The sequence below is a fragment of the Mycolicibacterium gadium genome, assembly GCF_010728925.1.
In the GTDB taxonomy this organism is placed as follows: domain Bacteria; phylum Actinomycetota; class Actinomycetes; order Mycobacteriales; family Mycobacteriaceae; genus Mycobacterium; species Mycobacterium gadium.
On record NZ_AP022608.1, the window covers coordinates 1,241,603 to 1,268,429 of the forward strand.

The 26,827-nt window shown below is 66.4% G+C and carries 28 protein-coding genes; 8 read left to right on the plus strand and 20 right to left on the minus strand.

Annotated features, from left to right (window positions below):
- Positions 1–10: 10 nt before the first annotated feature.
- Genes secG through gap form a run of 4 tightly spaced genes read right to left on the minus strand, consistent with a single transcriptional unit; the run spans position 11 to position 3,326 of the window.
- Entirely contained in the window at positions 11–244 is a 234-nt protein-coding gene (secG, locus tag G6N36_RS06030; RefSeq protein ID WP_083123435.1) for a preprotein translocase subunit SecG, read from the minus strand.
- Between the two features lie 30 nt (positions 245–274).
- Complete coding sequence (gene tpiA, locus G6N36_RS06035) at positions 275–1,060, minus strand: triose-phosphate isomerase (protein WP_163685669.1); 786 nt, start codon at positions 1,058–1,060, stop codon at positions 275–277.
- A 12-nt stretch (positions 1,061–1,072) separates the two neighbouring features.
- Positions 1,073–2,299, minus strand: coding sequence for a phosphoglycerate kinase (locus tag G6N36_RS06040; protein ID WP_163685670.1), 1,227 nt, complete (start codon positions 2,297–2,299; stop codon positions 1,073–1,075).
- A 4-nt stretch (positions 2,300–2,303) separates the two neighbouring features.
- Positions 2,304–3,326 carry a type I glyceraldehyde-3-phosphate dehydrogenase gene (gene gap / locus G6N36_RS06045; RefSeq protein ID WP_163685671.1) on the minus strand — a complete coding sequence of 341 codons (1,023 nt, stop codon included), beginning with the start codon at positions 3,324–3,326 and terminating at the stop codon, positions 2,304–2,306.
- A gap of 196 nt (positions 3,327–3,522) precedes the next feature.
- Between gap and G6N36_RS06050 the strand changes: the two genes are divergently transcribed.
- Positions 3,523–3,759, plus strand: coding sequence for a hypothetical protein (locus G6N36_RS06050; RefSeq protein WP_163685672.1), 237 nt, complete (start codon positions 3,523–3,525; stop codon positions 3,757–3,759).
- Between the two features lie 16 nt (positions 3,760–3,775).
- On the opposite strand, the gene G6N36_RS06055 is transcribed toward G6N36_RS06050, so the two are convergent.
- The 5 genes from G6N36_RS06055 to uvrC form a co-directional block, all read right to left on the minus strand.
- Entirely contained in the window at positions 3,776–4,486 is a 711-nt protein-coding gene (locus tag G6N36_RS06055; RefSeq protein ID WP_163685673.1) for an ABC transporter substrate-binding protein, read from the minus strand.
- A 65-nt stretch (positions 4,487–4,551) separates the two neighbouring features.
- Entirely contained in the window at positions 4,552–5,529 is a 978-nt protein-coding gene (gene whiA / locus G6N36_RS06060) for a DNA-binding protein WhiA (protein ID WP_083123731.1), read from the minus strand.
- The gene (locus tag G6N36_RS06065; protein WP_163685674.1) at positions 5,526–6,548 is read right to left on the minus strand and encodes a gluconeogenesis factor YvcK family protein; all 1,023 of its coding nucleotides are present in this window, start codon (positions 6,546–6,548) and stop codon (positions 5,526–5,528) included. The genes whiA and G6N36_RS06065 overlap by 4 nt, the downstream gene beginning before the upstream one ends.
- The gene (gene rapZ / locus G6N36_RS06070) at positions 6,545–7,456 is read right to left on the minus strand and encodes an RNase adapter RapZ (protein WP_163690478.1); all 912 of its coding nucleotides are present in this window, start codon (positions 7,454–7,456) and stop codon (positions 6,545–6,547) included. The genes G6N36_RS06065 and rapZ overlap by 4 nt, the downstream gene beginning before the upstream one ends.
- Before the next feature lie 11 nt (positions 7,457–7,467).
- Positions 7,468–9,480, minus strand: a complete 2,013-nt coding sequence (gene uvrC / locus G6N36_RS06075; protein ID WP_163685675.1) for an excinuclease ABC subunit UvrC — start codon at positions 9,478–9,480, stop codon at positions 7,468–7,470.
- Between the two features lie 53 nt (positions 9,481–9,533).
- On the opposite strand from uvrC, the gene G6N36_RS06080 reads away from it, so the two are divergent.
- Both G6N36_RS06080 and G6N36_RS06085 read left to right on the plus strand, forming a co-directional pair.
- Positions 9,534–11,483: a gamma-glutamyltransferase family protein gene (locus G6N36_RS06080; RefSeq protein ID WP_235689976.1), complete on the plus strand. Its 1,950-nt coding sequence runs from the start codon at positions 9,534–9,536 to the stop codon at positions 11,481–11,483.
- Positions 11,480–11,950, plus strand: a complete 471-nt coding sequence (locus G6N36_RS06085) for a GNAT family N-acetyltransferase (protein WP_163685677.1) — start codon at positions 11,480–11,482, stop codon at positions 11,948–11,950. The genes G6N36_RS06080 and G6N36_RS06085 overlap by 4 nt, the downstream gene beginning before the upstream one ends.
- Here the strand turns inward: G6N36_RS06085 and G6N36_RS06090 are convergent.
- The 4 genes from G6N36_RS06090 to G6N36_RS06105 form a co-directional block, all read right to left on the minus strand.
- Positions 11,937–12,386, minus strand: a complete 450-nt coding sequence (locus G6N36_RS06090) for a PH domain-containing protein (RefSeq protein ID WP_163685678.1) — start codon at positions 12,384–12,386, stop codon at positions 11,937–11,939. The two genes, G6N36_RS06085 and G6N36_RS06090, sit on opposite strands and share 14 nt — an antisense overlap.
- Entirely contained in the window at positions 12,383–12,868 is a 486-nt protein-coding gene (gene ribH, locus G6N36_RS06095) for a 6,7-dimethyl-8-ribityllumazine synthase (protein WP_163685679.1), read from the minus strand. Before ribH ends, G6N36_RS06090 begins: the two co-directional genes overlap by 4 nt.
- A 22-nt stretch (positions 12,869–12,890) precedes the next feature.
- Positions 12,891–14,222: a bifunctional 3,4-dihydroxy-2-butanone-4-phosphate synthase/GTP cyclohydrolase II gene (locus tag G6N36_RS06100; protein ID WP_163685680.1), complete on the minus strand. Its 1,332-nt coding sequence runs from the start codon at positions 14,220–14,222 to the stop codon at positions 12,891–12,893.
- A gap of 62 nt (positions 14,223–14,284) precedes the next feature.
- The gene (locus G6N36_RS06105) at positions 14,285–14,905 is read right to left on the minus strand and encodes a riboflavin synthase (RefSeq protein ID WP_163685681.1); all 621 of its coding nucleotides are present in this window, start codon (positions 14,903–14,905) and stop codon (positions 14,285–14,287) included.
- 110 nt (positions 14,906–15,015) lie between these two features.
- On the opposite strand from G6N36_RS06105, the gene G6N36_RS06110 reads away from it, so the two are divergent.
- Both G6N36_RS06110 and G6N36_RS06115 read left to right on the plus strand, forming a co-directional pair.
- The gene (locus tag G6N36_RS06110) at positions 15,016–15,708 is read left to right on the plus strand and encodes an LppX_LprAFG lipoprotein (protein ID WP_163685682.1); all 693 of its coding nucleotides are present in this window, start codon (positions 15,016–15,018) and stop codon (positions 15,706–15,708) included.
- Positions 15,708–17,411 (plus strand): MFS transporter, encoded by a 1,704-nt coding sequence (locus G6N36_RS06115; protein WP_163685683.1) that lies wholly within the window; start codon positions 15,708–15,710, stop codon positions 17,409–17,411. Before G6N36_RS06110 ends, G6N36_RS06115 begins: the two co-directional genes overlap by 1 nt.
- A 7-nt stretch (positions 17,412–17,418) precedes the next feature.
- Here G6N36_RS06115 and G6N36_RS29380 read toward each other — a convergent pair whose 3' ends face one another.
- Complete coding sequence (locus G6N36_RS29380; protein WP_170311108.1) at positions 17,419–17,571, minus strand: hypothetical protein; 153 nt, start codon at positions 17,569–17,571, stop codon at positions 17,419–17,421.
- A 182-nt stretch (positions 17,572–17,753) separates the two neighbouring features.
- Here G6N36_RS29380 and G6N36_RS06120 point away from each other — a divergent pair, with 182 nt between their 5' ends.
- Genes G6N36_RS06120 through G6N36_RS06130 form a run of 3 tightly spaced genes read left to right on the plus strand, consistent with a single transcriptional unit; the run spans position 17,754 to position 20,432 of the window.
- Positions 17,754–18,317 carry a type 1 glutamine amidotransferase domain-containing protein gene (locus G6N36_RS06120; protein WP_179964907.1) on the plus strand — a complete coding sequence of 188 codons (564 nt, stop codon included), beginning with the start codon at positions 17,754–17,756 and terminating at the stop codon, positions 18,315–18,317.
- A gap of 45 nt (positions 18,318–18,362) precedes the next feature.
- On the plus strand, positions 18,363–19,412 hold the full coding sequence (locus G6N36_RS06125) for an ABC transporter permease (protein ID WP_163685684.1): 1,050 nt from the start codon (positions 18,363–18,365) through the stop codon (positions 19,410–19,412).
- Positions 19,413–19,415: 3 nt separating this feature from the next.
- On the plus strand, positions 19,416–20,432 hold the full coding sequence (locus G6N36_RS06130; protein ID WP_163685685.1) for an ABC transporter ATP-binding protein: 1,017 nt from the start codon (positions 19,416–19,418) through the stop codon (positions 20,430–20,432).
- Here G6N36_RS06130 and ribD read toward each other — a convergent pair.
- From ribD to G6N36_RS06160, 6 genes are read right to left on the minus strand one after another with little or no spacing between them, the layout of a single operon-like run.
- The gene (gene ribD / locus G6N36_RS06135) at positions 20,429–21,430 is read right to left on the minus strand and encodes a bifunctional diaminohydroxyphosphoribosylaminopyrimidine deaminase/5-amino-6-(5-phosphoribosylamino)uracil reductase RibD (protein WP_163685686.1); all 1,002 of its coding nucleotides are present in this window, start codon (positions 21,428–21,430) and stop codon (positions 20,429–20,431) included. The two genes, G6N36_RS06130 and ribD, sit on opposite strands and share 4 nt — an antisense overlap.
- Positions 21,427–22,104, minus strand: coding sequence for a ribulose-phosphate 3-epimerase (gene rpe, locus G6N36_RS06140; RefSeq protein WP_163685687.1), 678 nt, complete (start codon positions 22,102–22,104; stop codon positions 21,427–21,429). The genes ribD and rpe overlap by 4 nt, the downstream gene beginning before the upstream one ends.
- 4 nt (positions 22,105–22,108) lie before the next feature.
- The gene (locus G6N36_RS06145) at positions 22,109–23,482 is read right to left on the minus strand and encodes an RsmB/NOP family class I SAM-dependent RNA methyltransferase (RefSeq protein ID WP_163685688.1); all 1,374 of its coding nucleotides are present in this window, start codon (positions 23,480–23,482) and stop codon (positions 22,109–22,111) included.
- A complete protein-coding gene (fmt, locus tag G6N36_RS06150; RefSeq protein ID WP_163685689.1) occupies positions 23,479–24,408 on the minus strand; it encodes a methionyl-tRNA formyltransferase in 930 nt (309 codons plus the stop codon). The genes G6N36_RS06145 and fmt overlap by 4 nt, the downstream gene beginning before the upstream one ends.
- Before the next feature lie 34 nt (positions 24,409–24,442).
- The gene (locus G6N36_RS06155) at positions 24,443–24,979 is read right to left on the minus strand and encodes a LemA family protein (RefSeq protein ID WP_163685690.1); all 537 of its coding nucleotides are present in this window, start codon (positions 24,977–24,979) and stop codon (positions 24,443–24,445) included.
- A complete protein-coding gene (locus tag G6N36_RS06160) occupies positions 24,973–26,790 on the minus strand; it encodes a DUF2207 domain-containing protein (RefSeq protein WP_372512394.1) in 1,818 nt (605 codons plus the stop codon). Before G6N36_RS06160 ends, G6N36_RS06155 begins: the two co-directional genes overlap by 7 nt.
- Between the last annotated feature and the right edge of the window lie 37 nt (positions 26,791–26,827).

Sequence of the window (26,827 nt, forward strand, 5' to 3'; positions counted from 1 at the left end):
CTCAGGTGGGTCAGCTGTACTTGATCTGCAAGGCGACGCCGACGATCGACACCACCCAGATGCCGACGACGAAATACGTCAGCCGGTCCAGGTTCTTCTCCACGACCGTCGAGCCGGACAGGCTGGACTGGACGCCGCCGCCGAACAGGGTCGACAGGCCGCCGCCCTTGGCGCGGTGCAGCAACACGAGAAGCACCACGAGCAAGCTGGTGACGATCAGCGTGATCTGCAGAGCTAAAACCATGGCCGACAGCCTACAGGCCGGAAAGGGCCGCTACGGCAAGGGCCCACCAGCGGCGATGGCCGAAAGCGTGGCGAACTGCTCGCCATCGAGGGACGCTCCACCGACCAGCGCACCGTCGACATCCTCCTGTGCGACGATCTCACCGACGTTCTTGGCGTTCACCGATCCGCCGTACAGGATCCGCACACCCGCGGCCAGCTGTGGAGACGCCAGCTTGCCCAGCTCGTCGCGGATGGCCTTGCAGACCTCCTGGGCGTCGGCGGCGCTAGCCACCCGGCCGGTGCCGATCGCCCACACCGGCTCGTAGGCGATGACGGCCTGGCCTATCTGCTCTGATGTGAGACCCGCCACTGAGCCGCGCAGCGATTCGGTGTTGTATTCGACGTGGTTGCCGGCCTCACGGACCTCGAGCTGCTCGCCGATGCAGATGATCGGGGTGATGCCGTGCTTGAACGCGGCGGCTGCCTTGGCAGCGACCAGCGCATCGTCCTCATGGTGATAGGTCCGGCGCTCCGAGTGCCCGACGACGACGTAGGTGCAGCCCAGCTTCGCGAGGAAGGCGCCGCTGATCTCGCCGGTGTAAGCCCCCGAATCGTGCTGGGACAGGTCCTGCGCACCGTACGTGAGGCGCAGCTTGTCGCCGTCGACGAGCGTCTGCACGCTGCGCAAATCGGTGAACGGCGGAATCACCGCGACGTCGACCTTGTCGAAATACTTGTCCGGCAGCGAGAACGCGATCTTCTGCACCAGCGCAATGGCCTCGAAGTGGTTGAGGTTCATCTTCCAGTTGCCGGCGATCAGCGGCGTACGGCTCATGTCTACGGCCTTTCAGTCGTCGAGCACTTCGATACCCGGGAGCGTCTTGCCCTCAAGGTATTCCAGTGACGCCCCGCCCCCGGTCGAAATGTGGGAGAAGCCGTCGTCAGGCAGCCCGAGCTGGCGCACCGCAGCAGCGGAGTCGCCACCGCCCACCACACTGAACGCGCCCTTGCCCGTCGCCCCGACGATCGCCTCGGCGACGCCCTTGGTGCCCGCGGCAAACGCCGGGAACTCGAAGACGCCCATCGGCCCGTTCCAGAAGATGGTCTTGGCGTTCGACAACAACGTGGTGAAGCGCTGTACCGAGCCGGGCCCGATGTCGAGGCCCATCTTTCCGTCCGGAATCTGGTCGGCAGTAACGATCTCCGACGGAGAATCCGCCTTGAACTCGTCGGCCGCGACGATGTCGACCGGCACGTGGATCACGTCGCCGTAGTCCTCGAGCAGCTGGCGGCAGGTTTCGATCATGCCTTCTTCGAGGAGCGACTTACCTACTGAAACACCCTGTGAGGCAAGGAATGTGAAGCACATACCACCGCCGATCACGATGCTGTCCGCTTTGGTCGCCAGGTTCTCGATGACCGCGAGTTTGTCCGACACCTTCGAACCGCCGAGCACCACCGCGTACGGCCGCTCGGTCGAGGTGGTCAGCTGTTCGAGCACCTTGATCTCGGTGGCCACCAGCGTGCCCGCGTAGTGCGGCAGCAGCGTCGCGACGTCGTACACCGAGGCCTGCTTGCGATGCACGACACCGAAACCGTCGGAGACGAACGCACCGGGCGACCCGTCTGCGCCGCTGACGAGTTCGGCGAGCTGCCGTGCGAGCGCAAGCCGCTCGTTGTCGTCCTTGCTGGTCTCGCGTGGGTCGAACCGAATGTTCTCCAGCAACAGGATGTCGCCGTCGGTAAGGCCCTCCGCGCGGGCCAGCGCGTCCGTGCCGACTACATCTCCCGCCAGCTGGACGTGCCTGCCGAGCTGCTCCCCCAGCGCCTTGGCGACGGGTGCGAGCGAGAACTCCGGCGTCGGACCGTCTTTCGGCCTGCCGAGGTGCGCGGTGACGACGACCTTGGCGCCGGCGTCGGCCAGCGCCCGCAGCGTGGGCACCGACGCGGTGATCCGACCCGGGTCGCTGATGTTGCCGTCGTCGTCGAGCGGGACGTTCAGGTCGGAGCGAACGAGAACGCCCCGGCCCGAAACCCCTTCTGCCAGTAGGTCGTCGAGGTTCTTGACGGCCATTGCGTTAGAGCGACTTGCCGACCAGTGCGACCAGGTCGACAAGGCGGTTGGAGTATCCCCACTCGTTGTCGTACCAGGACACGGTCTTGGCCTGATTGTCGATCACCTTGGTCAGGCCGGCGTCGAAGATCGAACTGTGCGGATCCGTGACGATGTCGCTGGACACGATCGGCGCGTCGTAGTACTTCAGGATCCCCTTGAGCGGACCGTCGGCGGCCGCCTTAAACGCCGCATTGATCTGCTCGGCGGTCGCCGACTTGGACAGCTCGGCGGTCAGGTCGGTGCACGAACCCGTGGGGATCGGCACGCGCAGGGCGTAGCCGTCGAGCTTGCCCTTGAGCTCGGGCAGCACCAGACCGATCGCCTTGGCCGCACCGGTCGAGGTGGGCACGATGTTCAGCGCGGCGGCCCGGGCGCGACGCAGATCTTTGTGCGGGCCGTCCTGCAGGTTCTGATCCTGGGTGTAGGCGTGGATCGTGGTCATCAGGCCCTTGACGATGCCGAACTCGTCATTGAGCACCTTGGCCAGCGGCCCCAGGCAGTTCGTCGTGCACGACGCGTTGGAGATGATGTTCTGGCTGCCGTCGTACTTGTCGTCGTTGACTCCGAGCACGATCGTGATGTCCTCATCGCTGGCCGGCGCGGAGATGATGACCTTCTTCGCACCGGCGTCCAGGTGGCCCTGCGCCTTGGCGCGGGCGGTGAAGATTCCGGTTGACTCGACCACGACATCGACACCGAGGTCACCCCAGGGCAGCGCGGCTGGGCCCTCCTTGACCTCGAGGGCCTTGATCTTGTTGTTGCCGATCACGATGGTGTCTTCACCCTCGAGGCTGATCTCCTCGGGATAGCGACCCAGGATCGAGTCGAACTTCAGCAGGTGCGCCAGGCTCGCGTTGTCGGTCAGGTCATTGACCGCGATGATCTCGACGTCGGTGCTCTTACCCTCGGCCTTCTGCGCCGCCAAGGCCCGATAGAAGTTACGCCCGATACGGCCGAACCCGTTAACGCCAACCCGGATGGTCACCTGAATCTCCCTTTTTCGCCTCGACACTCAACGGCCAGCCTAGTGGTGTGACTGGCGCCACGCGCGGCCTGGTCAGATTGGTGACGTCGGGCAACGACCCTGGTGACTTAGGGCCCTGCCGTTCGGCACGGGTCGCCGTGATGATGGCCCTATCGCCTGTACGACGACAGGCCGAAACCGCGCCGAAGGCAGGCACATGACCGCGATCCAGCATGCCGACGCAAGGGTGCGCCAAGCGCACCTGGTCGCCGCCGCGCGGCATCGATGCGCCGCCGAAGCACACGATCAGGCCGTGCGGACACATCGCGCCGCCGCAGCAGAGGGGATCGGCGACGTCGCCACACACCGCCGGGCGGTGCGGGTGTATGAGGCCGCCCGCGACGACCATCTCCGCGCGGCCGAGGTGGCGGAGCGGATGGCGGGGGATCCCTAGCCGGCCGGCATCGTCCTCAATGCACCGCCAGATTCTGGTCGGTGTACGGATTGCCCAGCCATTTGCCGCGAATCCGCTGCAGGGCGCCGTCCTCCTCCAGTTCAGCCTGGGCCACGGTGAGGCGGCCGAGCAGCGCCTGGTCGTCGAGGCCGACGGCGATGGCGATGTTCTCCACGGAGATCCCACGTTGGACGACGTCGACGCCGGGTATCGGCTTGACGAGTTCGTTCAGCACAGGTGCGAGTTTCATGAACGCGTCACAGGCTCCGGTGGTCAGGTCGGTCAGGGCCGAGCGGATGCTGCCGTAGTCGTAGACGCGCACCTCATCCGCCTTGCCATCGGCGACCAGGCGCTCGGCGATCGGTTGGCTGGTGTTGCCCTGCTGGACGCCGATGGTCAGGCCATCGAGGTCGTCGACGGAGTTGACGTGCGGCAGCCGTCGGGTGTCGACGGCGAGAGCCTGTCCGGAGATCAGATAGGGCGGAATGAACCTTGCCTTCCGCTCGCGCTCAGGCGTGACAGTGGTGCCGGCGGCGACGCAGTCGTAGCTGGCGCCGAGTCCGCCGAAGATGCCGTTGAAGTCGGCGCCCTCGTAGGCGATGAATTCGACTGTCGCACCAATCTTCTCAGCAATAGCCGTCATCAGGTCGATGTCGAGCCCGGTGTCGTCCGGCATGCCGTTGAACGGGGGGTCGGGGAAGGCCGCACCGACTCTGAGCGTCTCCATGTGATCACCGTAGTTGGAGTTCGATTCGCGCTTGCGCGAACTGATCGGACGCGCGGCGCGACAGGCTAGGCGTCTTCGAGCAGATCCGGCGTGACGGCCGACTCGGTGTCGGGAATACCGTCCTGCTTGGCCTTACGATCTGCCATCGACAGCAGGCGCCGAATACGGCCCGCCACAGCATCTTTGGTCATCGGCGGATCGGCGAGGCGGCCCAGCTCTTCGAGCGACGCCTGCCGATGCTCGACGCGTAGTTTGCCCGCGGCGGCCAGATGATCCGGCACGGTGTCGGCGAGGATCTCCAGCGCCCGTTCCACGCGCGCGGCCGCGGCGACCGCCGCCCGCGCCGACCGCCGCAAGTTGGCGTCGTCGAAGTTCGCCAGCCGGTTGGCGGTGGCGCGCACCTCGCGGCGCATCCGCCGCTCCTCCCACGTCAACCTGGTGTCCTGGGCACCCATGCGCGTCAGCAATGCGCCGATGGCCTCGCCGTCGCGCACCACCACGCGGTCGGCGCCCCTGACTTCGCGGGCCTTCGCGCTGACCCCCAGCCGGCGCGCCGCGCCAACGAGCGCAAGGGCCGCCTCAGGCCCCGGGCAACTGACCTCGAGCGCCGAGGACCGGCCCGGCTCGGTGAGGGAGCCATGCGCCAAAAACGCGCCGCGCCAAGCAGCTTCGGCATCGGCGACGCTGCCGCCGACGACTTGCGCCGGAAGGCCACGCACCGGCCGTCCACGCAGGTCCAGCAGACCCGTCTGGCGGGCCAGCGCCTCACCGTCCTTGGCGACCCGTAGTACGTACCGGGTGCTCTTGCGGATACCGCTGGCCGACAGCACATGCACCACGGCGTTGTAGCCGTACAGGTCGTAGATGTCCTTGCGCAGGCGCCGGGCGATGATCCCCAGATCGACCTCGGCCTCGACAACCACTCGGCCGGACACGATGTGCAGTCCCCCGGCGAAGCGCAGCAGCGATGCCACCTCGGCGCGGCGCGCACTCACCGAATTGACCTGAAGACGGCTGAGCTCGTCTTTGACCTCGGCTGTCATCGCCACGAGTCGTCACCTCTCGGTCCGTTCGCTGTCGGTGTGGGCACGGTCGGCGTTGGAGACGCGGGCGGCGCCGCACCACGCAACCGCACACCCTCCAGAGCCGCGGCCAACCTCGCCGGGTCATGTAAAGGTGTACCAGGTCTGGACACGTCAGCAAACTCAACTTGGGCATCCAAAATTTTCGCGGTTCGGCGCAATTGCTCACGCTCCCGCTCGGTCGGAACACGGCTGGCGTCGACGATGACCTCGTGCACCGTGAAGCCCGGCGCGTGCTGCGACAACACATGGATGTGACGTTCCGCCGAGAACTCCGCGGTCTCTCCGGGTTCTGCCACCAGGTTCACCACCAGCGCCCGGCGTGCGGCCGTCGCCTGCAGCGCCGCCACCAGCTGCGGAACGAGCACGTGCGGGATGACGCTCGTGAACCACGACCCCGGGCCGAGCACGACCAGGTCGGCGGCCATGATCGCGTCCACCGCCTGCCTGGTGGCCGGCGGGTCGCCCGGTATCAGCCGGACCCTGCGCACCTTCCCGACGGTGGTCGCGATCGCCACCTGCCCCTGGATCACCCGGCTCATCCGCGGATCGGATTCCAGGCCCGCCACGTCGGCCTCGATGCTCAGCCCCATCGGGCACATCGGCAGGACCCGACCGTGGATGCCAAGGACGCGGCCCAGTTCGTCGAGTGCCGCCACCGGATCGGCGAGCACCTCGTTGAGACCCGCGAGCATCAGGTTGCCGATCGGATGCCCCGCGAGCGCACCGTTGCCACCAAACCGATGCTGCAGGATCGTCGCCCAGAGTCGCCCATGCGGTGTGTCGGATGCCAACGCGGCCAAAGCCATTCGCAGATCACCCGGTGGCAAGACATCGAGTTCGCTGCGTAGCCGGCCGGAGGAACCACCGTCGTCGGCGACAGTGACGATCGCGGTGACGTGCGGGGTGAGTCTGCGGGCCGCCGACAGCGTGGCGTAGAGGCCGTGCCCACCCCCGAGGGCAACGATCCGCGGACTCATTCGCGCCCCAAATCCCGGTGCAATACCCGCACCGTGAGGTCGTCACCGCCCTGCAGTCTGGCCGCCAACGCCTCGGCGATCGCAACGCTGCGATGCTTGCCTCCGGTACAGCCAATAGCAACAGTCATGTAGCGCTTACCCTCGCGACGGTATCCGTCGATGACGAAGTCCAGCAGACGATGGTAGGTCTCCAAGAATTCTCCGGCGCCCGGTTGGCCGAGTACGTAGTCGCGGACGGCCGGGTGCTGTCCGCTGTGCGGTCGCAGTTCGTCCACCCAGTGCGGATTAGGCAAAAAGCGCACATCCATCACCGTATCGGCGTCCATGGGGAGGCCGTACTTGTATCCGAAGGACTCGACGGTGACACTGGTGTGAGCGACGGTTTCGCCGCCGAAAGCACGTTCGATGCTTTCCCGCAGTGCGGGAACCGGCAGTGTCGACGTGTCGATGACGAGATCAGCCGCAGCGCGGACGGGCGCCAGCAAGGTGCGCTCGGCCGCAATGCCCTCTGCAAGAGTCTGATTCCCCTGCAGAGGATGGCTGCGCCGATTCTGCTCATACCGGCGGACCAGGATGTCGTCGGAGGCCTCGAGAAACAGCACCCGCGGGGTGATGTTGCGGGTGGCCAGATCGTTGCGGACCCAGTCGAGATCGCCGGTGAACCCGCGGGACCGCACGTCCATGACCACGGCCAGCTGGGTGATGCGCGAGCCCGCCGCCAGTCCGAGCTCCACCATCCGCGCAATCAACTCCGGCGGCAGGTTGTCGGCCACATACCAGCCGAGATCCTCCAGCACCTTGGCCGCCGTGCCCCGGCCTGCGCCGGACAGCCCGGTAACCAGTACGACATCGATGCCGGATCCCCCACGTTCGCCGTTGCCGGCGCCATCCTGCAATTCTTCGTGCATGCCCTGATCTGTCATCCGGATGCTCTGCTCTGATCATTGCCGATAACCGGTTCGGGTGCGCCGGAATCGGGCGGGACGCCGAGAGCGTCCAGAACGGCCTTCGCCGTCGCTGCACCGATGCCGGGCACGGCGGTGATCTCCTCGACGCTGGCCTCCTTCAAGCGCGCGACCGATCCGAAATGGGTGACCAGCGCCTTGCGACGATGCTCGCCGAGCCCACGGATCGAATCCAGAGCCGACGCCGTCATCCGCTTCGACCGCTTGCTGCGGTGATACGTGATCGCAAACCGGTGCGCCTCGTCGCGTACCCGCTGCAGCAGATACAAACCTTCGCTGTTGCGCGGCATGATCAGCGGGTCAGGCTCAGCCGGCACCCACACCTCTTCCAACCGTTTCGCCAGCCCGATGACGGCGACATCGCCGATCCCGAGATCGTCGAGCACCGCTTGCGCGGCGTTGACCTGCGGGGCGCCCCCGTCGACCACAAACAGGTTCGGCGGGTAAGCGAACTTTCGCGGCTTTTCCGGCGGAGCCGCCCCGGCGGCGACATTGTCCTGGGCCGCAAGTCCTTTCGCGCCCTGCAGGTCGTGCAGGTGCCGGTGGAAGCGCCGCCTGGTCACTTCGGCGATCGACGCGACGTCGTCGGAACGCCCCTCGCCCGCCGCGCCCCTGATCGCATAGTGGCGATAGTCGGACTTGCGCGGTAGCCCGTCCTCGAACACCACCAGCGAGGCCACCACATCGGTGCCCTGAACGTGGCTGATGTCGACACATTCGATGCGAAGCGGCGCGTCGGCCAGACCCAGCGATTCCTGAATGCTCTGCAATGCAGCGCTTCTTGCGGTGAAGTCGCCGGCTCGCTTGAGTTTGTGCTGTGTCAGCGCATCCTGCGCGTTGCGTTTGACGGTCTCGGCGAGCGCGCGTTTGTCACCACGTCGAGGGACCCGCACCGACACCCGGGAGCCGCGCAGCTGCGACAACCACGTCTCAATTTCTTCGGCGTTGTCCGGCAGACACGGGACCAGCACCTGCCGGGGCACCGGCGTCAACGACGTATCGGCGGCGCCCTCGAGTTCGGCCTGATCGCCGTAGAACTGGGTCAGGAACTGCTCGACGAGGTGCTCGAGGGCGGATTCGCCAGGCTCACCGGACTTTTCGACGATCCAACCGCGCTGGCCGCGCACCCGGCCGCCCCGCACGTGGAACACCTGCACTGCGGCTTCCAGATCGTCATCGGCGAAGGCCACCACGTCGGCGTCGGTGCCGTCTCCGAACACCACGGCCTGCTTTTCCATCGCCCGTTTCATCGCGGAAATGTTGTCCCGCAACCGGGCCGCCCGTTCGAAGTCCAGCAGCTCGGCGGCTTCGTTCATCTGGTGTTCCATGTCACGGATCAACCGGTCGGTCTTGCCCGCCAGGAAGTCGCAGAAGTTGTCGACGATCTGCCGATGTTCGTCGGCCGTCACCCGCCCGACACACGGTGCCGAGCACTTGTCGATGTACCCGAGCAGGCAGGGCCGGTCGATCTGCCTGTGCCGCTTGAAAACTCCCGCTGAACAGGTGCGCGCGGGAAAGACCCGGGTCAGCAGGTCGAGCGTTTCGCGGATCGCCCAGGCATGCGAGTAGGGCCCGAAATAGCGAACACCCTTGCGGCGCGCGCCGCGATAGACCATCAGCCGCGGGTACTCCTCGTTCAGCGTCACCGCGAGCACCGGGTACGACTTGTCGTCGCGGTAGCGGACGTTGAACCGCGGATCGAACTCCTTGATCCAGTTGTACTCGAGCTGCAGCGCCTCGACTTCGGTGTTGACCACGGTCCACTCGACGCCGGCCGCCGACGTCACCATCTGGCGGGTGCGCGGCGCCAGGCCGGACAAATCGGCGAAGTACGAGTTCAGCCGGCTCCGCAGACTCTTGGCCTTGCCGACGTAGATCACCCGACCGTGCGGATCCCGGAACCGGTAGACACCCGGCTGGATGGGGATCGACCCGGGAGCGGGTCGGTACGTCGCTGGGTCGGGCACGGATTCCAGGTTACTGCCGTCCCCGGACGAGTCCGATGAACTACCGTCGGGTGATGCGGTTTTCGGCGCTGACCAAGGTGATTGCCCCGCTGACCGGCGTCGTCGTGGTGCTTGCCGGATGTGCGGCCGACGAGAACGCGGAGCCCGACGCCGCCGGACCGTGCGCAATCGTCGCCAACGGCACCCCGGCGCCCAAGGCCCCGGCCAGCTCGACCGTCACCACGTCCCGAAATATCTCCACCAATCCCGCAGTCGCGACCGGATACCGAAAGGACATGACCGCCGTCCGGACCAGCACCTACTCCGTGGCCACCGCCAATCCGCTCTCCACCCAAGCCGCATGTGAGGTTCTTCGCGACGGTGGCACGGCCGCCGACGCGCTGGTCGCCGCGCAGGCGGTGCTCGGTCTGGTCGAGCCGCAGTCGTCCGGCCTCGGCGGCGGCGGCTTCCTGCTGTACTACGACGCGGCGGCGGATTCGGTCCAGGCCTACGACGGCCGAGAGGTCGCACCGGCGGCGGCAACGGAGAACTACCTGCGCTGGATCTCCGACACCGACCGCACCGAACCCAAGCCCGATACCCGCGCATCCGGCCGTTCGATCGGGGTGCCTGGCATTGTGCTGCTTATGCAGGAGGTGCACGCCGAGCACGGGAAGACCGGTTGGCGCGACTTGTTCAGCCCTGCGGTCACCCTCGCCGACGACGGCTTCAAGATCAGCACGCGAATGGCGGCCGCCATCGCCGGCGCTGCCTCGCAACTGAAATTGGATCCGCAGGCGGCCGAATACTTCCTGAACCCTGACGGCAGCGCGAAGTCCGAAGGGACAGTCCTGACCAATCCCGCCTACGCAAAGACGTTGGGGGTCATCGCATCTGATCCGCAATCGTTTTACACCGGTGCGATCGCCGGCGATATCGCCGACGCGGTGGCCGACATCTCGGGCGGGCGCACCCCAGGCATGATGACCCGCGAAGACCTTGCCGGATACGCCGTCAAAATGCGCGAGGCGCTGTGTTCGCCATACCGCGGCAAGGTGATCTGCGGCATGCCGCCTCCCTCGTCCGGGGGCATCGCAGTCGCCTCCACGCTGGGCATCCTCGAACACTTCGCCATGGCGGGCCATAAGCCCACGGACATCGACCTCAACGGGGGCAGACCATCCGTGATGGGCGTCCACCTGATCTCCGAGGCGGAGCGGCTGGCCTACGCCGACCGGGACAAGTACGTGGCCGACACCGATTTCGTTCCGCTGCCCGGTGGCACGCCCAATACCTTGATCAACACTGACTACCTCGCGGGCCGCGCGGCACTGATCTCCGAGCAACGTTCGATGGGCACGGCGAAACCGGGAGAATTCGGCCCGCCGACGACCCCGGTGCCGCCGCCCCCGGAGCACGGAACAAGTCAGATCAGCATCATCGACGCGCGCGGAAACGCCGCATCGATGACCACGACGATCGAGTCGTCATTCGGCTCGTTCCACATGGTGGACGGCTTCATCCTCAACAACCAACTCACCGACTTCTCGGCCGAACCCACCGGACCCGACGGCGCTCCGGTCGCCAACCGAATCCAGCCCGGTAAGCGGCCGCGCAGCTCGATGGGACCCACGTTGGTCTTCGACGCGGCAGATCAGCCCGGAACGAGGGGTCCGCTATACGCGACGCTCGGATCGCCGGGCGGCTCGGTCATCATCCAGTTTGTGGTGAAAACCATTGTGGGAATGGTGGATTGGGGCCTGGACCCGCAGCAGGCGGTGTCCATGGTCGACTTCGGCGCGGCCAATACTCCGAAGACCAATGTCGGCGGTGAGCATCCCGTCATCGACACATCCGATAACGGCGACCACGACCCGCTCGTGGTCGGTCTGCGCAAACTCGGACATCAGGTCGACCTGGCCGATCAGACGAGCGGATTGTCCGCGATCATCCGCTACAACGACGGTTTCATTGGTGGCGCTGATCCTCGCCGTGAGGGGCTGGTGATGGGCGACACCAGATGACCGCCAAGGTCATCCGTTTCGCCGAGTCCGATTGGAGGGTCTTCGCCGCGATCCGGTTGCGGGCCCTGACCGACGCGCTCGGAGAGCAGGATCCGCAATACCAAAAGGAAGCCGGGTTCACCGCAGCGCAGTGGCGGCGACGGCTACGCAACCACGCGCAATTCGCGACGCTCGTCGACGGTCGCCCAGTCGGGTTGATCGCCGCACAGCAGGAGAATACGGACTCGGTGTATCTCTATTCGCTGTGGTTGGACCCGATCGTCCGTGGTCGGGGCCTGGCACGCCCGCTGGTGGCCGCAGCGGTGGACTGGGCGCGCAACGAAGGCGTCCAGACCATCACGCTGCGGGTCGCATCCGGCAATCTGGCGGCGCGCGCCGTTTACGAGAGCCTGGGTTTCAGGTTTGTCGCCGCGTCCGACAACGCCACAGCCCGAGACGAAGTCGCGATGACGCTCAGCGTGAGTTGATGCCCTTGTAGCGTGCGAGCAATTTACGAACGGTCTCCATCGCCTCGACTGCGCGTTCTTTGTCGACCGCCTGAATCGCCAGCACCGGAACGTACTCATCGTCTGGCAGATCCACCCGGGCCCAGCGAGCGCCGGGATGGAAGGACACGCCGACGACGTCCGCCCATCCAATCAGTCGATAGGTCAACAGGTTCCGTACCGCAATCCCCTGTGCACCAACCCGGACCCGCGGACGCGCGAACATCAGCACGAGCGCAGCGATGACGACACCGAGCAGAGCGATCGCCACTTGATCGGCAGTCTGGAAGATCACACCGGTCGACGCGATCTTCAGCAGTGCTCCGACGGTGACGTGCGCCGCCAGGATGAGCGCTGCTGCGCCGTACGCGAAATATGGTGTCAGATGAGGCCGTATCTCGACATCCCAGTCGCTCATGATCGCGGCCGCCGCAGGTCACGCAGCGTCATCGCGGTGGATATCGCCGCCGCTGCCGCCTGCGCACCCTTGTCCTCGGCCGAATCGGGCAGCCCGGCGCGATCCAGGGCCTGCTCCTCAGTGTTGGTGGTGAGCACGCCGTTGGCGACGGGGGTCGAAGCATCCAACGACACCCGGGTCAGACCCTGTGTGACTGCGTCGCAGACGTAGTCGAAGTGCGGTGTTTGCCCGCGGATCACGACGCCCAGCGCTACCACGGCATCGTGAGTGGCCGCCAATGCCTGTGCGACGACGGGGATTTCGATGGCACCCAGGACACGTACGACCGTCGGGTCGCTGATTCCGGCATCTGTGGCGATCTTGCGCGCACCGTCGAGCAGTGCGTCGCAAATGGTTCCATGCCACGTGCTGGCGACAATGGCCAGCGTCAGACCCGAGGCGTCGAGCTGAGGCAGATCGGGAACGCCTGCGCCTCCGCTCAATTCAGGACTCCGTTCCGGCTACTCACAGCGCTCCGCCGAGATCGCGCTCGGGTGCGGTGCGGTCACGATCACCCAGCAGGTACACACCCTCTTCGTACGAGTCCATGGTCACGGCCTCGTGGTACTCATCCAAACCGATGAGGTCGTGGCCCATCCGGTCGCGTTTGGTCATCAAATAGCGGATGTTCTCCGCGTTGGCGCGAACCGGCAGCGGAACACGCTCGATGATGTGCAGCCCGTAGCCGTCGAGGCCGACACGCTTGGCCGGGTTGTTGGTCAGCAGCCGCATTGACCGGACCCCGAGATCGACGAGGATCTGAGCACCGATGCCGTAGTCGCGCGCGTCGGCAGGCAGGCCGAGTTTCAGGTTGGCGTCGACGGTGTCCTCGCCGGCGTCCTGCAGCTGGTAGGCCTGCAGCTTGTGCATCAGGCCGATGCCGCGGCCTTCGTGACCGCGCATGTACAGCACGATGCCGCGACCTTCGCGGGCCACCATCGCCAGCGCGGCGTCCAGCTGCGGACCGCAATCGCAGCGTCGGGACCCGAACACGTCACCGGTGAGACATTCCGAGTGCACCCGAACGAGCACATCGTGCCCGTCACCATGCGGTCCCGCGATGTCGCCGCGCACCAGCGCCACGTGCTCGACATCTTCGTAGATGCTGCTGTATCCGACCGCACGGAACTCGCCGTGCCGTGTCGGGATGCGCGCCTCGGCGATGCGCTCGATGTGCTTCTCGTGCTTGCGACGCCACTCGATGAGGTCGGCGATCGAGATGAGCGCCAAGTCGTGCTCGTCGGCGAAGACCCTCAGCTCATCGGTCTGCGCCATGGCACCTTCGTCCTTTTGGCTGACGATCTCGCAGATCGCCCCGGCGGGCTGCAGACCGGCGAGCCTGGCCAGGTCGACCGCGGCCTCGGTGTGACCCGGACGGCGCAGCACGCCACCGTCTTTCGCGCGCAGCGGCACGACGTGGCCGGGGCGGGTGAAGTCGTCGGCGATGCTGGTGGGGTCGGCGAGCAACCGCATGGTGGTCGCGCGGTCCGAAGCCGAAATACCGGTTCCGACACCCTTTTTCGCGTCGACGGTCACGGTGTACGCGGTGCCGTGCTTGTCCTGATTGACCGCGAACATGGGCAGCAGGCCCAGCTTGTCGCAGACCGCGCCGTCGAGCGGGACGCACAAATAGCCGGAGGTGTAGCGCACCATGAAGGCCACCAGCTCGGGAGTCGCCTTCTCGGCGGCGAAAATCAGATCGCCTTCATTCTCGCGATCCTCGTCGTCGATGACCACCACGGCCTTACCCGCGGCGATGTCGGCGACCGCCCGCTCCACGGTGTCAAGCCTCGTCACCACATCAGTATGAACCACCCAGGCCGAAGTCTTATTCTCGCGCCCCTGACCTGGGTTTTCGGTCAATCTCCCGAGCCGTCGATCAGGCCGTCTTTGGCATCCAGCAGCCGCTCGACATACTTGGCGATGATGTCGACCTCCAGGTTGACCGAGGTGCCGACGCCGGCCCGTCCCAACGTCGTCAGCTCGAGCGTGGTGGGAATGAGCGAGATCTCGAACCAGTCGTGTCCGACGGCGGAGACCGTCAGCGACACACCGTCGACGGTGATGGAGCCCTTCTCGACCACATATCTGCTGAGGGCCATCGGCAGCGCGATCCGCACGACCTCCCAATGCTGCGCGGGTGTACGCGCGATGACGTGACCCGTTCCGTCGACGTGGCCCTGCACGATATGACCCCCGAGGCGGCTGTTGACCGCCGCCGCGCGCTCCAGATTCACCCGGCTCCCCACGCCGACACCGCGCAGGCTGGATCTGGCCAGCGTCTCGCCCATGACATCGGCAGTGAACGCACCGTCGGAACGCACCTCGACGACGGTGAGGCACACGCCGTTCACCGCAATCGAGTCGCCGTGCCCGGCGTCCGAGGTCACGATGGGCCCGCGGATGGCGAACCTGGCGAAGTCGCCCAGGTCTTCCTTGCCGACGATTTCGCCCATTTCTTCGACGATTCCGGTGAACACGCCGCCAGACTAATCCCCCGTTGAAGAAAGTCCAGCTCATCGGCCACTTCTGAGCTCCCGCGCGCGCCCGGCCCCCGTCTGCTGGTGAGCCCACCCACTACGATGCACTCATGCCGACCCGCCTCTTGGCGATCTTCGCCGCGCTATTTACTTCCGTCGCTCTGCTCGCAGGGTGCTCAAGCTCCGAGGACAACTCGAACCTGCCCGACGCCGCGACGCTGCTGCAGCAGTCCGCCGAGACCACCAAGAGCCAGACGAGCGCTCATCTTCTACTCACCGTGCAGGGCGAGATCGCGGCCCTCCCGATCGAGTCGCTTGAAGGCGATCTGACCCTCAAGCCCGCCGTCGCCGCGGAGGGCAAGGCCAACCTTTCGTTCCTGGGCACCCGCCTCGAGGGCGTCGGCTTCGTCGTCGTCGACGGCACCTTGTATGCCGCCATCACGGCAGGCACCTACCAGGACTTCGGGCCCGCCGCCGATGTATACGACGTGTCGGCGCTCCTGTCTCCCGAGAAGGGTGTGGGCAACGTCATATCCAATTTCTCCGATCCCAAGGCCGAGGGCCGCGAGACCATCAACGGCGTCAAGACGGTTCGTGTGACCGGAAAGATCAGCGTCGACGCCGTGAACGCGATCGCGCCGCAGCTCGCGGTGACCGAGCCAATCCCCGGCACGGCATGGATCGCCGAAGAAGGCGACCACGAACTGGTTCAGGTCAAAATGGAGCCCGCCCAGGGCCAATCCGTCACGATCACGATCTCTGACTGGGGCAAGCCGGTCACCGTCAACAAGCCGACGGTCTGATGCAGGCCTCGACCGAAACCGCGCAGCCGGTGACCGCCGGTCGGCGCATCGCGATCAGCGCGGGCAGCCTAGCGGTGCTGCTCGGTGCTCTCGACACCTATGTCGTGATCACGATCATTCGCGACATCATGAACGATGTCGGCATCGCGGTGAACCAGATCCAGCGGGTGACACCGATCGTCACCGTGTACCTGCTCGGCTACATCGCGGCGATGCCGCTGCTGGGCCGGGCATCCGACCGGTTCGGTCGAAAGATGTTGTTGCAGGTCAGCCTTGCCGGTTTCGCCGTCGGCTCTGTTGTGACGGCGATGTCGACGGATCTCGACATTCTCGTCATCGGGCGGTTGATCCAGGGCATTGCCAGCGGTGCGCTGCTCCCGGTCACGCTGGCGCTCGCCGCCGACCTGTGGTCGAGCCGCAAACGTGCCGCGGTGCTCGGCGGCGTCGGCGCCGCCCAGGAACTCGGCAGTGTGCTCGGACCCATCTACGGCATCCTGCTGCTCTGGGCGTTCGGCCATTGGCAGTCGGTGTTCTGGGTCAATGTGCCGCTCGCGCTCGTCGCCATGGTGATGATCCACTTCAGCCTGCCTGCTCGTCAGAAACCCGAGAATCCCGAGAAGATCGACGTCGTCGGCGGTCTGCTTCTCGCGTTGACCCTGGGCCTGGCGACCTGGGGCCTCTACAACCCCGCCCCGGACGGCAAAGAGGTATTGCCGCGCAACGGTGTCATTTTGCTCATCGGCGCTCTCATCGCGGCCGTGGCGTTCTTCGTGTGGGAGCGGTTCGCAAAAACCCGGCTGATCGAGCCCGCAGGCGTGCACTTCCGGCCGTTCCTCGCGGCGCTGGGCGCCTCGCTGGTCGCGGGCGCCGCCCTGATGGTGACGCTCGTCAACGTCGAGTTGTTCGGTCAGGGAGTGCTCGACAAGGACCAGATCGAGGCCGCCCTGCTGCTGCTGCGGTTCCTTGTCGCGCTGCCGATCGGGGCTCTGCTCGGCGGCTGGATCGCCACCAAGCTCGGCGACCGGATCGTCGCGTGCGTCGGGCTGTTGATCGCCGCGGGTGGCTACTACCTGGTCTCGGGTTGGCCCGCGGACGTGCTCTCGGCCCGTCATGACCTCGGCTTCATCTCGCTGCCGATGCTGGACACCGATCTCGCGATCGCCGGCCTGGGGTTGGGTCTGGTGATCGGCCCGCTGACGTCGGCGACCCTGCGGGTGGTTCCCGCCGCTCAGCACGGCATCGCCTCGGCGGCCGTCGTGGTTGCCCGGATGATCGGCATGCTCATCGGTGTTGCGGCGCTGTCCGCATGGGGCCTGTACAAGTTCAATCAATACCTGCAGGAGCGCCTCGCGGCGTTGCCGCCCGCGGACGCCGACTCCCCGGGTGGCCTCATCGTCGCCGCGACCGCCCGAGTCAGCGAGGCATCCCGCCAGGCGTACGTCCTGCAGTACGGCGAAATTTTCAAGATCACGTGTCTGGTGTGCATCGTCGGGGCCGCCATCGCCCTGCTGATCAGCGGTCGTGACGAGCACGCTGACGAGCCCGAACCCGTCGAAGACGGTCCGCAGCGGGTGCGGGTCGGTTCACCAGCTGATGACAACCCGACTCAGGCGATCGAGACGCCGACACACCATATTTCGAGGCAGTCTGCGGATGACACGGCCCGCCTGGAACAACCCGGGGGCCATCGCCGACCCGAGTGAATCCGGGTCAACAGCGCTCGAGTCCCCTGCCCATCAGGGTGTGCTCGGGCAGTGAATGGGGCTCATCGCCCGACAGACCCCTGATCGCGTCCCGGATCAACGTCTTGAGGTTTCGGGGATCCATTGGCCGATCACAGAGCCAGTCCTGCAATGCAGTCATGCTCGTCGTCCTTCGCTCGTGCTCACCCGCGCAGCTCGTCGGTGAAAGCGCGATATCCGGCAGAAATCACAGCCGAACCAAATTGGCCGACTCTGGTACGAGTGTACCGACCTGAACGGCCCTGTTTGTTGCTCACCACGCCGGGTATGCGTGAAAAAGCGACGATCAAAGGACAACAATTCATGGCAACTTCACTGAATGGCAAGACTATTGCGTTCCTGGTCGCGCCCGAAGGCGTTGAGCAGGTCGAACTGACCGAACCGTGGAAGGCGGTTGAAGAGGCAGGCGGGACACCTGAACTCGTGTCGACCGAAGTCGGCAAGGTCCAAGGCTTCAACCATTTGACGCCGGCCGACACGTTCGAGGCGGACAAGGCTGCTGGCAGCGTGTCCGCGTCCGACTACGCCGCGCTGGTGCTGCCTGGCGGTGTCGCCAATCCCGACTTTCTACGCACGAACAGCGATGCCGTCGCCTTCGCCAAGGGCTTCTTCGACGAAGGAAAACCCGTCGCGGTCATCTGCCACGGGCCGTGGACGCTGATCGAGGCCGATGTGGTGCGCGGCCGCACGCTCACCTCATGGCCCAGCGTCAAAACGGACCTCGTCAACGCCGGCGCAAATTGGGTCGACGACGAAGTCGTCGAATGCTCGCGCGGCCCAAACACATTGGTTTCGAGTCGCAAACCCGATGACCTGCCCGCCTTCTGCGAGGCGTTGGTCGGGGCTGTTTCAAAGGTCACATCGTAGCCAAACCCGACCCGCGAACGTGCAACCGTCGGTAACGTCGCCAGCATGCTGATGGCCGCGCTGCGCGACATGCAGTGGCGACGACGGCGATTCGTCATCGCGATCCTGTCGACCGCGATCATCTTCGCGATGACACTCGTTCTCACCGGTCTGGCCAACGGGTTCCGCGTGGAGGCCGACAAGACCGTCGATTCTCTCGGCGTCGACCTTTTCATCGTCAAGGCCGGTGCGTCAGGTCCGTTCGTCGGGGCGACGCCGTATGCGCCGGTGGAGCTGCGCAGGATCGCTAACGCGCCCGGCGTGGAGGCAGCCGCACCCCTCGCCTATGCAGGCGGAACTGCCACGCTCGACGGTTCGACGCGAAATGTGGACATCTTCGGGGCGCCGGAGAACGGCCCCGGCATGCCAGCGGTCTCAGCGGGCCGACCGCCGTCGACACGGGACGAAGTGGCGGTTTCTTCCACGCTGGGCAAGGGCGTCGACGACGAGGTCGAAATCGCCTCGCGGAAGCTGCGCATCGTCGGCATCGTCGAGAACTCCACCGCGCTGGCGAATCTGCCTAACGTGTTCCTCACCACCGAGGGCGCCCAGCAACTGGTGTACGCGGGCGAACCCCTCGTCGCATCGATCGGTGTGCGCGGCACACTCGAGGAGGCGCCCCCCGGATACCGCGCAATCGACCGCGAGGGCGCCGTCGAAGATCTGCTTCGGCCGCTGAAGGTGGCCGTCAATTCGATCACGATCGTGGCCGTTCTGCTGTGGGTGGTCGCCGCGCTCGTAGTGGGTTCGGTGATCTATCTGTCGGCACTCGAGCGTCTCCGAGACTTCGCGGTGTTCAAGGCGATTGGGGTGCCCACCAAATCCATCGCGGCCGGGCTCGCGATGCAGGCGGTCATCGTTGCGCTGCTCGCTGCGCTCGTCGGCGCTGGGCTCTCCATGTTGCTAGGACCCTTGTTCCCTATGCAAGTAATCGTGCCCGGCGAGGCATTCGTCGCGTTGCCTGTCATCGCCATAGTCATCGGGTTGATCGCCAGCGCAACAGGTTTGCACCGGGCGGTCGCCGTGGACCCCGCCCTCGCGTTCGGAGGTCCCTGACTCTTGGGCGATCTCAGCATTCAGGACCTGGTGGTCGAATACGCCAGTGGCGCCGACACCGTCCGCCCCATCGACGGCTTCAATCTCGATGTGTCCGCCGGTTCGCTGGTGATTCTGATGGGCCCGAGCGGGTGCGGCAAGACGACGCTCCTGTCGTGTCTCGGCGGCATCTTGAAGCCGACTTCGGGCGCCATCAAGTTTGGCAACGTCGACGTGACATCGCTTGAAGGCCATGAGCTTTCGAATTACCGACGCGAAACCGTAGGCATCGTCTTTCAGGCGTTCAACCTCGTGCCCAGTCTCACCGCGCTCGAGAATGTCATGGTGCCGCTCCTCGCGGCGGGCCAACCGCGCCGGGTGGCCCACAAGCGCGCCGGACAACTGCTTGCGCGCGTCGGCCTGGAGGAGCGGATGTCTCATCGTCCGGGTGATCTCAGCGGGGGCCAACAGCAGCGAGTGGCGGTCGCACGTGCGATAGCTCTCGATCCGCCGCTGATACTGGCTGACGAACCCACCGCACACCTGGACTTCATTCAGGTGGAGGAGGTACTGCGGCTCATCCGCGAACTGGCCAGCGGCGACCGGATGGTCGTCGTCGCGACCCATGACAGCCGGATTCTGCCGCTGGCCGATCGCGTCGTCGAACTCGTTCCGGATTTCGCGTCGACGGACCGCGCCCCCGACACCATCGAGTTGGAGGCCGGCGACGTGCTCTTCGAGCAGGGCACTATGGGCGAACTGATCTACGTCGTCTCCGAGGGTGAGCTCGAGATCGTCCGCGAGTTGGCCAGCGGTGGTGAGGAATTGCAGAAGCTGGCCAAGCGCGGCGACTACCTCGGCGAGATCGGGCCGGTGTTCCACCTGCCCCGCTCGGCGACGGTGCGGGCGCGCACCGACGCGACGGTCATCGGCTATACCGTGCGCGCCTTCCGCGAGCGCCTTGGCCTCGGCGGTGTGCGCGATCTGATCGAGCACCGACCGCTGAACACCGATCCCGATTCCGAACCTGAAGCCGACTAATTCGGCACCAGGCTGAGTAGCACGTCGGGCCCTATCGACTCGACACTGTCGAACCGCCAGCGCTGCGCGTGCGCGATCGACAGCACGCCGACGTCATCGATGGCGGTGATCGGGCCGCCCAAGAGAATGGGGCCGATGTAGGCCAGGATGCGGTTGATCACGCCGGCGCGCAGAAACGCGCCCGCCAAAGTCGGTCCGCCCTCCAGCAGCACATCCGTCCGGTCCGACAGCGCCTTGATGACCTCGTGCGGATCTCGGGTCCTGATCACCATCGTCCGCGAGTCGTCATTCAGAACCCTTGCTTCAGAGGATATTTCGCGTTCCCCCACCACCACGCGTAACGGCTGGCGTTCCGCCAGGGTGCCGTCCGGCAACCGCGCGGTCAGCAGCGGGTCGTCCACGAACACCGTACCGGTGCCGACGAGCACCGCGTCGGCCACAGCGCGTCTGCGGTGCACGTCGGCGCGCGCTGCCTCGCTGGTGATCCACTGACTGGAGCCGTCCGCCGCGGCGCTTCGACCGTCGACACTGGTGGCGAATTTCCATGTCACGTGCGGCTGCCCGGTGCGCTGTTTGTGTAACCACTCCCGCAACGGTCCACCGGCGACGTGATCAGCCAGCACGCCCGCGGTCACGTCGAGTCCGATGTCGGCCAGCCGCGACGCCCCGCCCGCCGCTACCGGGTTCGGATCCGCGACGGCGTATGCCACCGCCGAAACACCGGCCGCGACAAGCGCATCCACGCAGGGCGGAGTGCGGCCATGGTGGTTACACGGTTCCAGCGTCACCACCGCCGTGCCGCCGACGGCGCGCTCCCCCGCCCTGCGCAGCGCGAGCACTTCGGCGTGCGGGCCTCCCGGCGGCTCGGTCGCCCCGACACCGGCGACGTCGTTGTCGCTGTCCAGGATCACCGCGCCCACCGGCGGATTGGGATATGTCGCGCCCTTGACGCGGTTCGATTGTTCGATCGCCAGCCGCATCGCGGCCTCGAGGTTCATAGCTGAAGATGGGTGGATGCGTCTGCCGCCCGGCGGCGCAACGACTCCACAGCGACGGCGGGGTCCGCCGCGCTGTAGACGGCCGAGCCGGCCACGAAGCAGTCCACTCCGGCCAGCGCCGCCTCTTCGATGGTGTCAGCGTTGATGCCGCCGTCGATCTCGACCACGATCGTCAGCTCCCCTGCGTCGACGAGTCGGCGAATGGTGCCGACTTTCGGCAGTACCTCGGGGATGAACTTCTGGCCACCGAATCCCGGCTCGACGGACATGATCAGCACGGTGTCGAACTCCCGCAGGATCTCCAGATACGGCTCGATCGGCGTGCCGGGTTTGACGGATAGCCCGGCCTTCGCGCCCGCGGCGCGAATGTCGCGTGCCACGCCGACCGGGTTGTCAGTCGCCTCGGCGTGAAACGTCACGTTGTAGGCGCCCGCCTCGGCGTACGGCGGCGCCCAGCGCTCGGGATTCTCGATCATCAGATGGCAGTCCATCGGGATGTCGGTCCGCTTCAGTAGGGCTTCGACGACCGGCAACCCGATGGTGAGGTTCGGCACGAAGTGGTTGTCCATCACGTCGACGTGCAGCCAGTCCGCACCGGCCACTGCGGCGGCCTCGTCGCCCAGCTCGGCGAAGTCGGCGGCCAGAATCGACGGCGCGATCAGCGGCTTCGGCATGGCCTCACCCTACTTTGAGCGCCGCCGCGAACATCGCATCGGTGCCGTGCCGGTGCGGCCACAACTGCACGTACGGCCCGGCACCGAGGTCGTCGACCGGCGCGAAGAGCGGCCGGGTGTCCAGCGCTGTCACCGGATGACGACGCAGCGCATCGGCGACGACGCCCACTGTCTCGGCGAGATGCGGCGAGCAGGTCGCATACAGCACCACACCGCCCGGCCGGGTGAGCCGGATCGCCGAGGCCAGCAGCTCGCGCTGCAATTTGGCCAACTGCGGGACGTCGCCGGGCACCCGACGCCAGCGCGCCTCGGGCCTGCGCCGCAGCGCGCCCAGCCCGGTGCAGGGTGCATCGACCAGCACCCGATCGAAGTTGGGATCCAGCCCCGGATCCCGGCCGTCAACGCGAAGCACATCGACCGGCAGCCCCGCGGTGTTCTGCTCGACGAGTTCGGCGCGGCGTTCGGCCGGTTCGACCGCGGTCACCCGGCCACCGTCGGCAAGCGCCGCCAGCAGCGCCGTCTTGCCGCCGGGCCCGGAACACAGGTCCAGCCAGCGTTTGGTGTCCGGGCCGTCCAGCTCGGCACGTGTCAGGGCGCGGGCGACCAGTTGGCTGCCCTCGTCCTGAACGAGCGCGGCACCGTCTCGGATCGCGGCGAGCCGGCCCGGATCGCCGCCCGACAGGTACACCGCATACGGCGAGTAGCGGCCGACGGTACCGTCGACCTGCTCGGCCAGCTGCGCCGCGGTCAGCACCCCCGGGCGTGCGGCCAGATGGACAACAGGCCGTTCGTCGTCGCTGCTCAACAGTGTGTTCAGCTGTCCGGCTTCGGCGCCGAGCGCGTCGGCGAAGGCCTGCGCGATCCAGCGGGGATGCGCGTGCACGAATGCCGCATGACCGATGGGATCGGTGGTGACGTCAGGGGCCAGCTCGCTCACCCAGCTCGCCTCGTCGCGGCCCGCGATCGTGCGCAGCACACCGTTGACGAAACCTGCTCGTGCTGAATCGAATTCGACACCAGCTTGTTCGACCGTGGTCGACACCGCCGCGTGCGGTTCGACGCGGGTTCGCATGAGCTGGTAGGTGCCTAGGCGCAGCAGATCCAGCAACACCGGATCGATATTGTCCGGGGATCGTCCCGCTGCCGCAGCGATGATCGCGTCGAGTAGGCCGCGGGTGCGACAGGTGCCGTACGTGAGCTCGGTCGCGAAGGCGGCGTCCCGCCCCGTGATTCCGCGGTCGCGCAACATAGCGGGGAGCGCAAGGTTTGCGTAGGCATCCTTCTCCGACACCGCGCGAAGAACGTCGAACGCGGCGCGACGGGCCGGGTCGAGCGGCTTACGGCGCGTAGGGCGCTTGTTATGTCGAGGCCTGGTCATTGGGCCCGCGTGTTTTCGTCGAGGCGTGCCCCGCGGACCCAGTCCGCGGCATTCATCGGCTTCTTTCCCGGGGCCTGGACGACACCGAGCGCGACGGGCTGCGAGCCGGTGCCGATGTGCACGCCCTTACGTTCGACTCGGATTGCCCCGGGTGGCAGCGTGTCCGCGGACTGCTCGACGCTGACGGGCCCGACCTTCACTCGCAGATCCCCGATCATGGTCCACGCGCCGGGGTTCGGCGTAACCGCGCGGATACGGCGCTCGACGACGTGCGCGGGCAGGTCCCATCGCACCCGGGCCTCCTCGACGGTGATCTTGGGCGCGATGGTGATGCCGTCGGACGGTTGCGGCACGGCCGTCAGCGATCCGTCGGCGATGCCGTCCAGGGTTGTGGCCAACAACGCCGCACCCGAGATCGACAGCCGTTCAAGCAGTTCCCCCGCAGTGTCGGTGGGTCGGACGGTTTCGGTGACCACGCCGTACACCGGTCCCGAGTCGAGCGCGGGTTCGATCTGAAAGGTGGTGGCGCCCGTCAAGGTGTCGCCGGCGGCGATGGCTGCTTGCACGGGGGCCGCACCGCGCCAGGCCGGCAGCAGCGAGAAATGCAGGTTGATCCAGCCATGCTTGGGCACAGCGAGCAGTCCCTCGCGCAGCAGAGCGCCGTATGCGACCACCGCGCAGCACTCGGGTGCCAGCACGGCCAACTCTTCGACGAACTCCTCGGAGTTGGGCTTGGTCGGCTGCAGCACGGGGATGTCGTGGTCCATGGCGAATCGTGCCACCGGCGACGGTGACGGTTTGCCGCGCCTGCCGGCCGCGGCGTCGGGGCGGGTCAGCACAGCGACGACCTCGTGGCGCGGCGATTCCACGAGCCGCGCCAACGATGGCACGGCGGGCTCGGGGGTGCCTGCGAAGACAAGACGCACCGCGCCAGTCTAGAAGCGCCTACCCGGAAAAAAATCAGCGAGGCGTCTGGTAGTACTCCTGCTCACCAACACCGGTCAGCGGCGCAACGAACATCCAGGGGATGGTGGTGATCAACCCGTTCAGGGTGGCCACCGAATCGTTGTAGTACTGACGCGCGAAGGCCAGCTTGTTCTCGGTGTCGGCCAGGTTGTCCTGCAGGTTCAGGAAGTTGTTCGACGAGTTGAGCTGCGGATAGCTCTGGCCGAGCGCCAGCAGCGGCGCCAGCGCGAAATCCAGATCCTTCTCGGCGGCGCTGCGCTGGGCTACCGACGGGCCGCTCGTCGCCGACGTCAGCGCGGCGCGAGCGTTGGTGACGTGGTCGAGAATGCCCTTTTCGTGGACCGCGAACGTTTGCACCGTGTGCACGAGGCTCGGTATGAGCGACGCCCGCCGGGTCAGCTCGACGTCGATGCCGGAGAGGGCTTCGGCCACCCGTACGTGCGCCGAGCGGATCTTGTTGTAGCCCAACACGAAGATGATCAGTGCCGACAGCGCCAGCACCAGCACGACGACGAGCAGCAACCTCACCATGATCCGCCTCCTCCTCCACCGCCGCCTCCACCGCCGCCACCGGAGCTGAAGCTGCCGCTACTGCTGCCCCCGCTGGAGGACGACGACTGCGACGCAGTGTATGCACCGATCGACGACGACAACGCGGACTCGAAGCTGTCGAAGTCCGGGCCACCGGAGCCTCCGACAAAGCCGGAGCTCCTCTGCGAGGGCGAGTCATACCAATCGGGTTGCGGTGCAACGGTACCCGTCGTCGTCTCGTATTTCCTCGCCCACAACGCCGCGGCGCCGGCGGCCACCGCGAACGGCACGTAGGCCATGTAGAGATCCTTGCGCGCCCCGAAGTCGAACCGCGCCTCGGACGAGTCGGTGGTCAGCATGCGGTGGAATCCGCCTGCGCGCGACCAAAGTTCGCGGCCGGCCTCGGTTCGCCTGGTACCCACACCGTCCTTCCAGGACGCCGAGGAGAACAGGAAGAACGCCGCGAACGGCAGCGCCCACATCGTGGTCGGAAAGCCCCAGCGGAAGAAGGCGCACAGCATGAGAATGAAGGCGATCGCGTTGGCGGTGCGCACCCACAGTTCCTTCTTGCGCTTGACCATCAGCCCGTTGTCGAAGGCCCACTTCTGAACCTCCTCAGCCATGTCCGTCTTGGCCTTGCTGAGCTTCTTGCCCGCTGTGGCGGTCTGCTTGGCCTCGAACTCCCGGCCGGGGCCCTGCACGTTGAGCGCCTTTGCGACCGCGACGCTGACCGGATCGATGCCTGCCCACGCGTCCCAGTCCGCGGCCTTGCTGCGGATGTTCCACTGTTTGTCGTTGACCTGCCGCATGTGGATCAGACCGCGGTCGGCGAGATAGAACAGCGTGGCGGTCAGGCCGCTCTTCGGCACGCTTTCGGTGCGGATGTATTCGGTTTGCACCGGACCCAGTCCGGGCGGCGGCCCATATTGCAGCGGGAACCCGGGCGAGGGCTCAACGGTGGTGCGGTAGTACAGGATTGCGCCGAGTGCGCCCGCGACGGTGAGCGCGAGCACCCACAGCACGCCGCCCACCGACTGGCCGAGGACGCGATCCCAGGCGAAGGACCACGGCACCTCGTTGCGAGGCGGGGTCGGTACGTCGACGCCGGCGCGCAGCGTCACCGGGGTCCGCGGCGCCAGGTTCGACGCCGACAACTCGATCCTGTTGCCGCTGACGGTCAGATCGTCGCAGGCGCGGCCGATGCCGAAGCCGACGGAGCACTGGGCGCGTCCGACGTCGCCGGGCAGGGTCACTGAGATCTCTGCACGATCGATCTCGTTGTTCCACGCCTGCGCGATGACGTTCCAGAAGAACACGGACGGTGACATCGAGTCGTTGCCGGTGGAGTCGGCGAACTTCATGTCGGCGCCGGTTGTCCCCGGATCGAGGACACCGTCGATGTTGTAGCGGATCTCGAAGACATGCGTGCCGTAGCTGAGGTACTCGTCCGGATCGCCGATCTTCGCCACGCGGAACCGCTCGCCGCCTTCCCAGAGCATCTGGTAGGGCGCCGGTTCGCCGTCGACCAGGATCGATGTGATCTCCGGGACCTGCCGCACCCCCGGATCGTTCTGGTTGTCGACCGCCCAGTACTTGAAAAGCCCGTGCCGACCGCCGGGAAATTCGGCGGTGATCGTCTCCACCGCGTCGAGGCGCCCGCCGGCACTGACGATGAGATCCACGTCGTAGTTGCTGAAGACCACCGGGTCGTCGGCGTCAGACGCCTCCGACGACGGGCGGAACACGACCGGCCACAGCACCCCAACGGCGATGAGCGCCAACGGAATAAGCATCAGAAAGAAGCGACGCACGCCAACCTCCTGTCCGCAACACCCCGGGCTGCCCGCA

Coding starts and splice junctions, on each gene's coding strand:
- G6N36_RS06040 (WP_163685670.1), bottom strand. CDS start 2,299: ATGGCCGTCAAGAACCTCGACGACCTACTGGCAGAAGGGGTTTCGGGC.
- G6N36_RS06080 (WP_235689976.1), top strand. CDS start 9,534: ATGCGGTTTTCGGCGCTGACCAAGGTGATTGCCCCGCTGACCGGCGTC.
- G6N36_RS06145 (WP_163685688.1), bottom strand. CDS start 23,482: ATGACCAGGCCTCGACATAACAAGCGCCCTACGCGCCGTAAGCCGCTC.
- whiA (WP_083123731.1), bottom strand. CDS start 5,529: ATGACAGCCGAGGTCAAAGACGAGCTCAGCCGTCTTCAGGTCAATTCG.
- G6N36_RS06050 (WP_163685672.1), top strand. CDS start 3,523: ATGACCGCGATCCAGCATGCCGACGCAAGGGTGCGCCAAGCGCACCTG.
- rpe (WP_163685687.1), bottom strand. CDS start 22,104: ATGCCGAAGCCGCTGATCGCGCCGTCGATTCTGGCCGCCGACTTCGCC.
- G6N36_RS06085 (WP_163685677.1), top strand. CDS start 11,480: ATGACCGCCAAGGTCATCCGTTTCGCCGAGTCCGATTGGAGGGTCTTC.
- secG (WP_083123435.1), bottom strand. CDS start 244: ATGGTTTTAGCTCTGCAGATCACGCTGATCGTCACCAGCTTGCTCGTG.
- G6N36_RS06090 (WP_163685678.1), bottom strand. CDS start 12,386: ATGAGCGACTGGGATGTCGAGATACGGCCTCATCTGACACCATATTTC.
- G6N36_RS06065 (WP_163685674.1), bottom strand. CDS start 6,548: ATGAGTCCGCGGATCGTTGCCCTCGGGGGTGGGCACGGCCTCTACGCC.
- G6N36_RS06125 (WP_163685684.1), top strand. CDS start 18,363: ATGCTGATGGCCGCGCTGCGCGACATGCAGTGGCGACGACGGCGATTC.
- G6N36_RS29380 (WP_170311108.1), bottom strand. CDS start 17,571: ATGACTGCATTGCAGGACTGGCTCTGTGATCGGCCAATGGATCCCCGA.
- G6N36_RS06120 (WP_179964907.1), top strand. CDS start 17,754: ATGGCAACTTCACTGAATGGCAAGACTATTGCGTTCCTGGTCGCGCCC.
- rapZ (WP_163690478.1), bottom strand. CDS start 7,456: ATGCACGAAGAATTGCAGGATGGCGCCGGCAACGGCGAACGTGGGGGA.
- G6N36_RS06155 (WP_163685690.1), bottom strand. CDS start 24,979: ATGGTGAGGTTGCTGCTCGTCGTCGTGCTGGTGCTGGCGCTGTCGGCA.
- ribD (WP_163685686.1), bottom strand. CDS start 21,430: ATGAACCTCGAGGCCGCGATGCGGCTGGCGATCGAACAATCGAACCGC.
- G6N36_RS06055 (WP_163685673.1), bottom strand. CDS start 4,486: ATGGAGACGCTCAGAGTCGGTGCGGCCTTCCCCGACCCCCCGTTCAAC.
- G6N36_RS06115 (WP_163685683.1), top strand. CDS start 15,708: ATGCAGGCCTCGACCGAAACCGCGCAGCCGGTGACCGCCGGTCGGCGC.
- tpiA (WP_163685669.1), bottom strand. CDS start 1,060: ATGAGCCGTACGCCGCTGATCGCCGGCAACTGGAAGATGAACCTCAAC.
- G6N36_RS06110 (WP_163685682.1), top strand. CDS start 15,016: ATGCCGACCCGCCTCTTGGCGATCTTCGCCGCGCTATTTACTTCCGTC.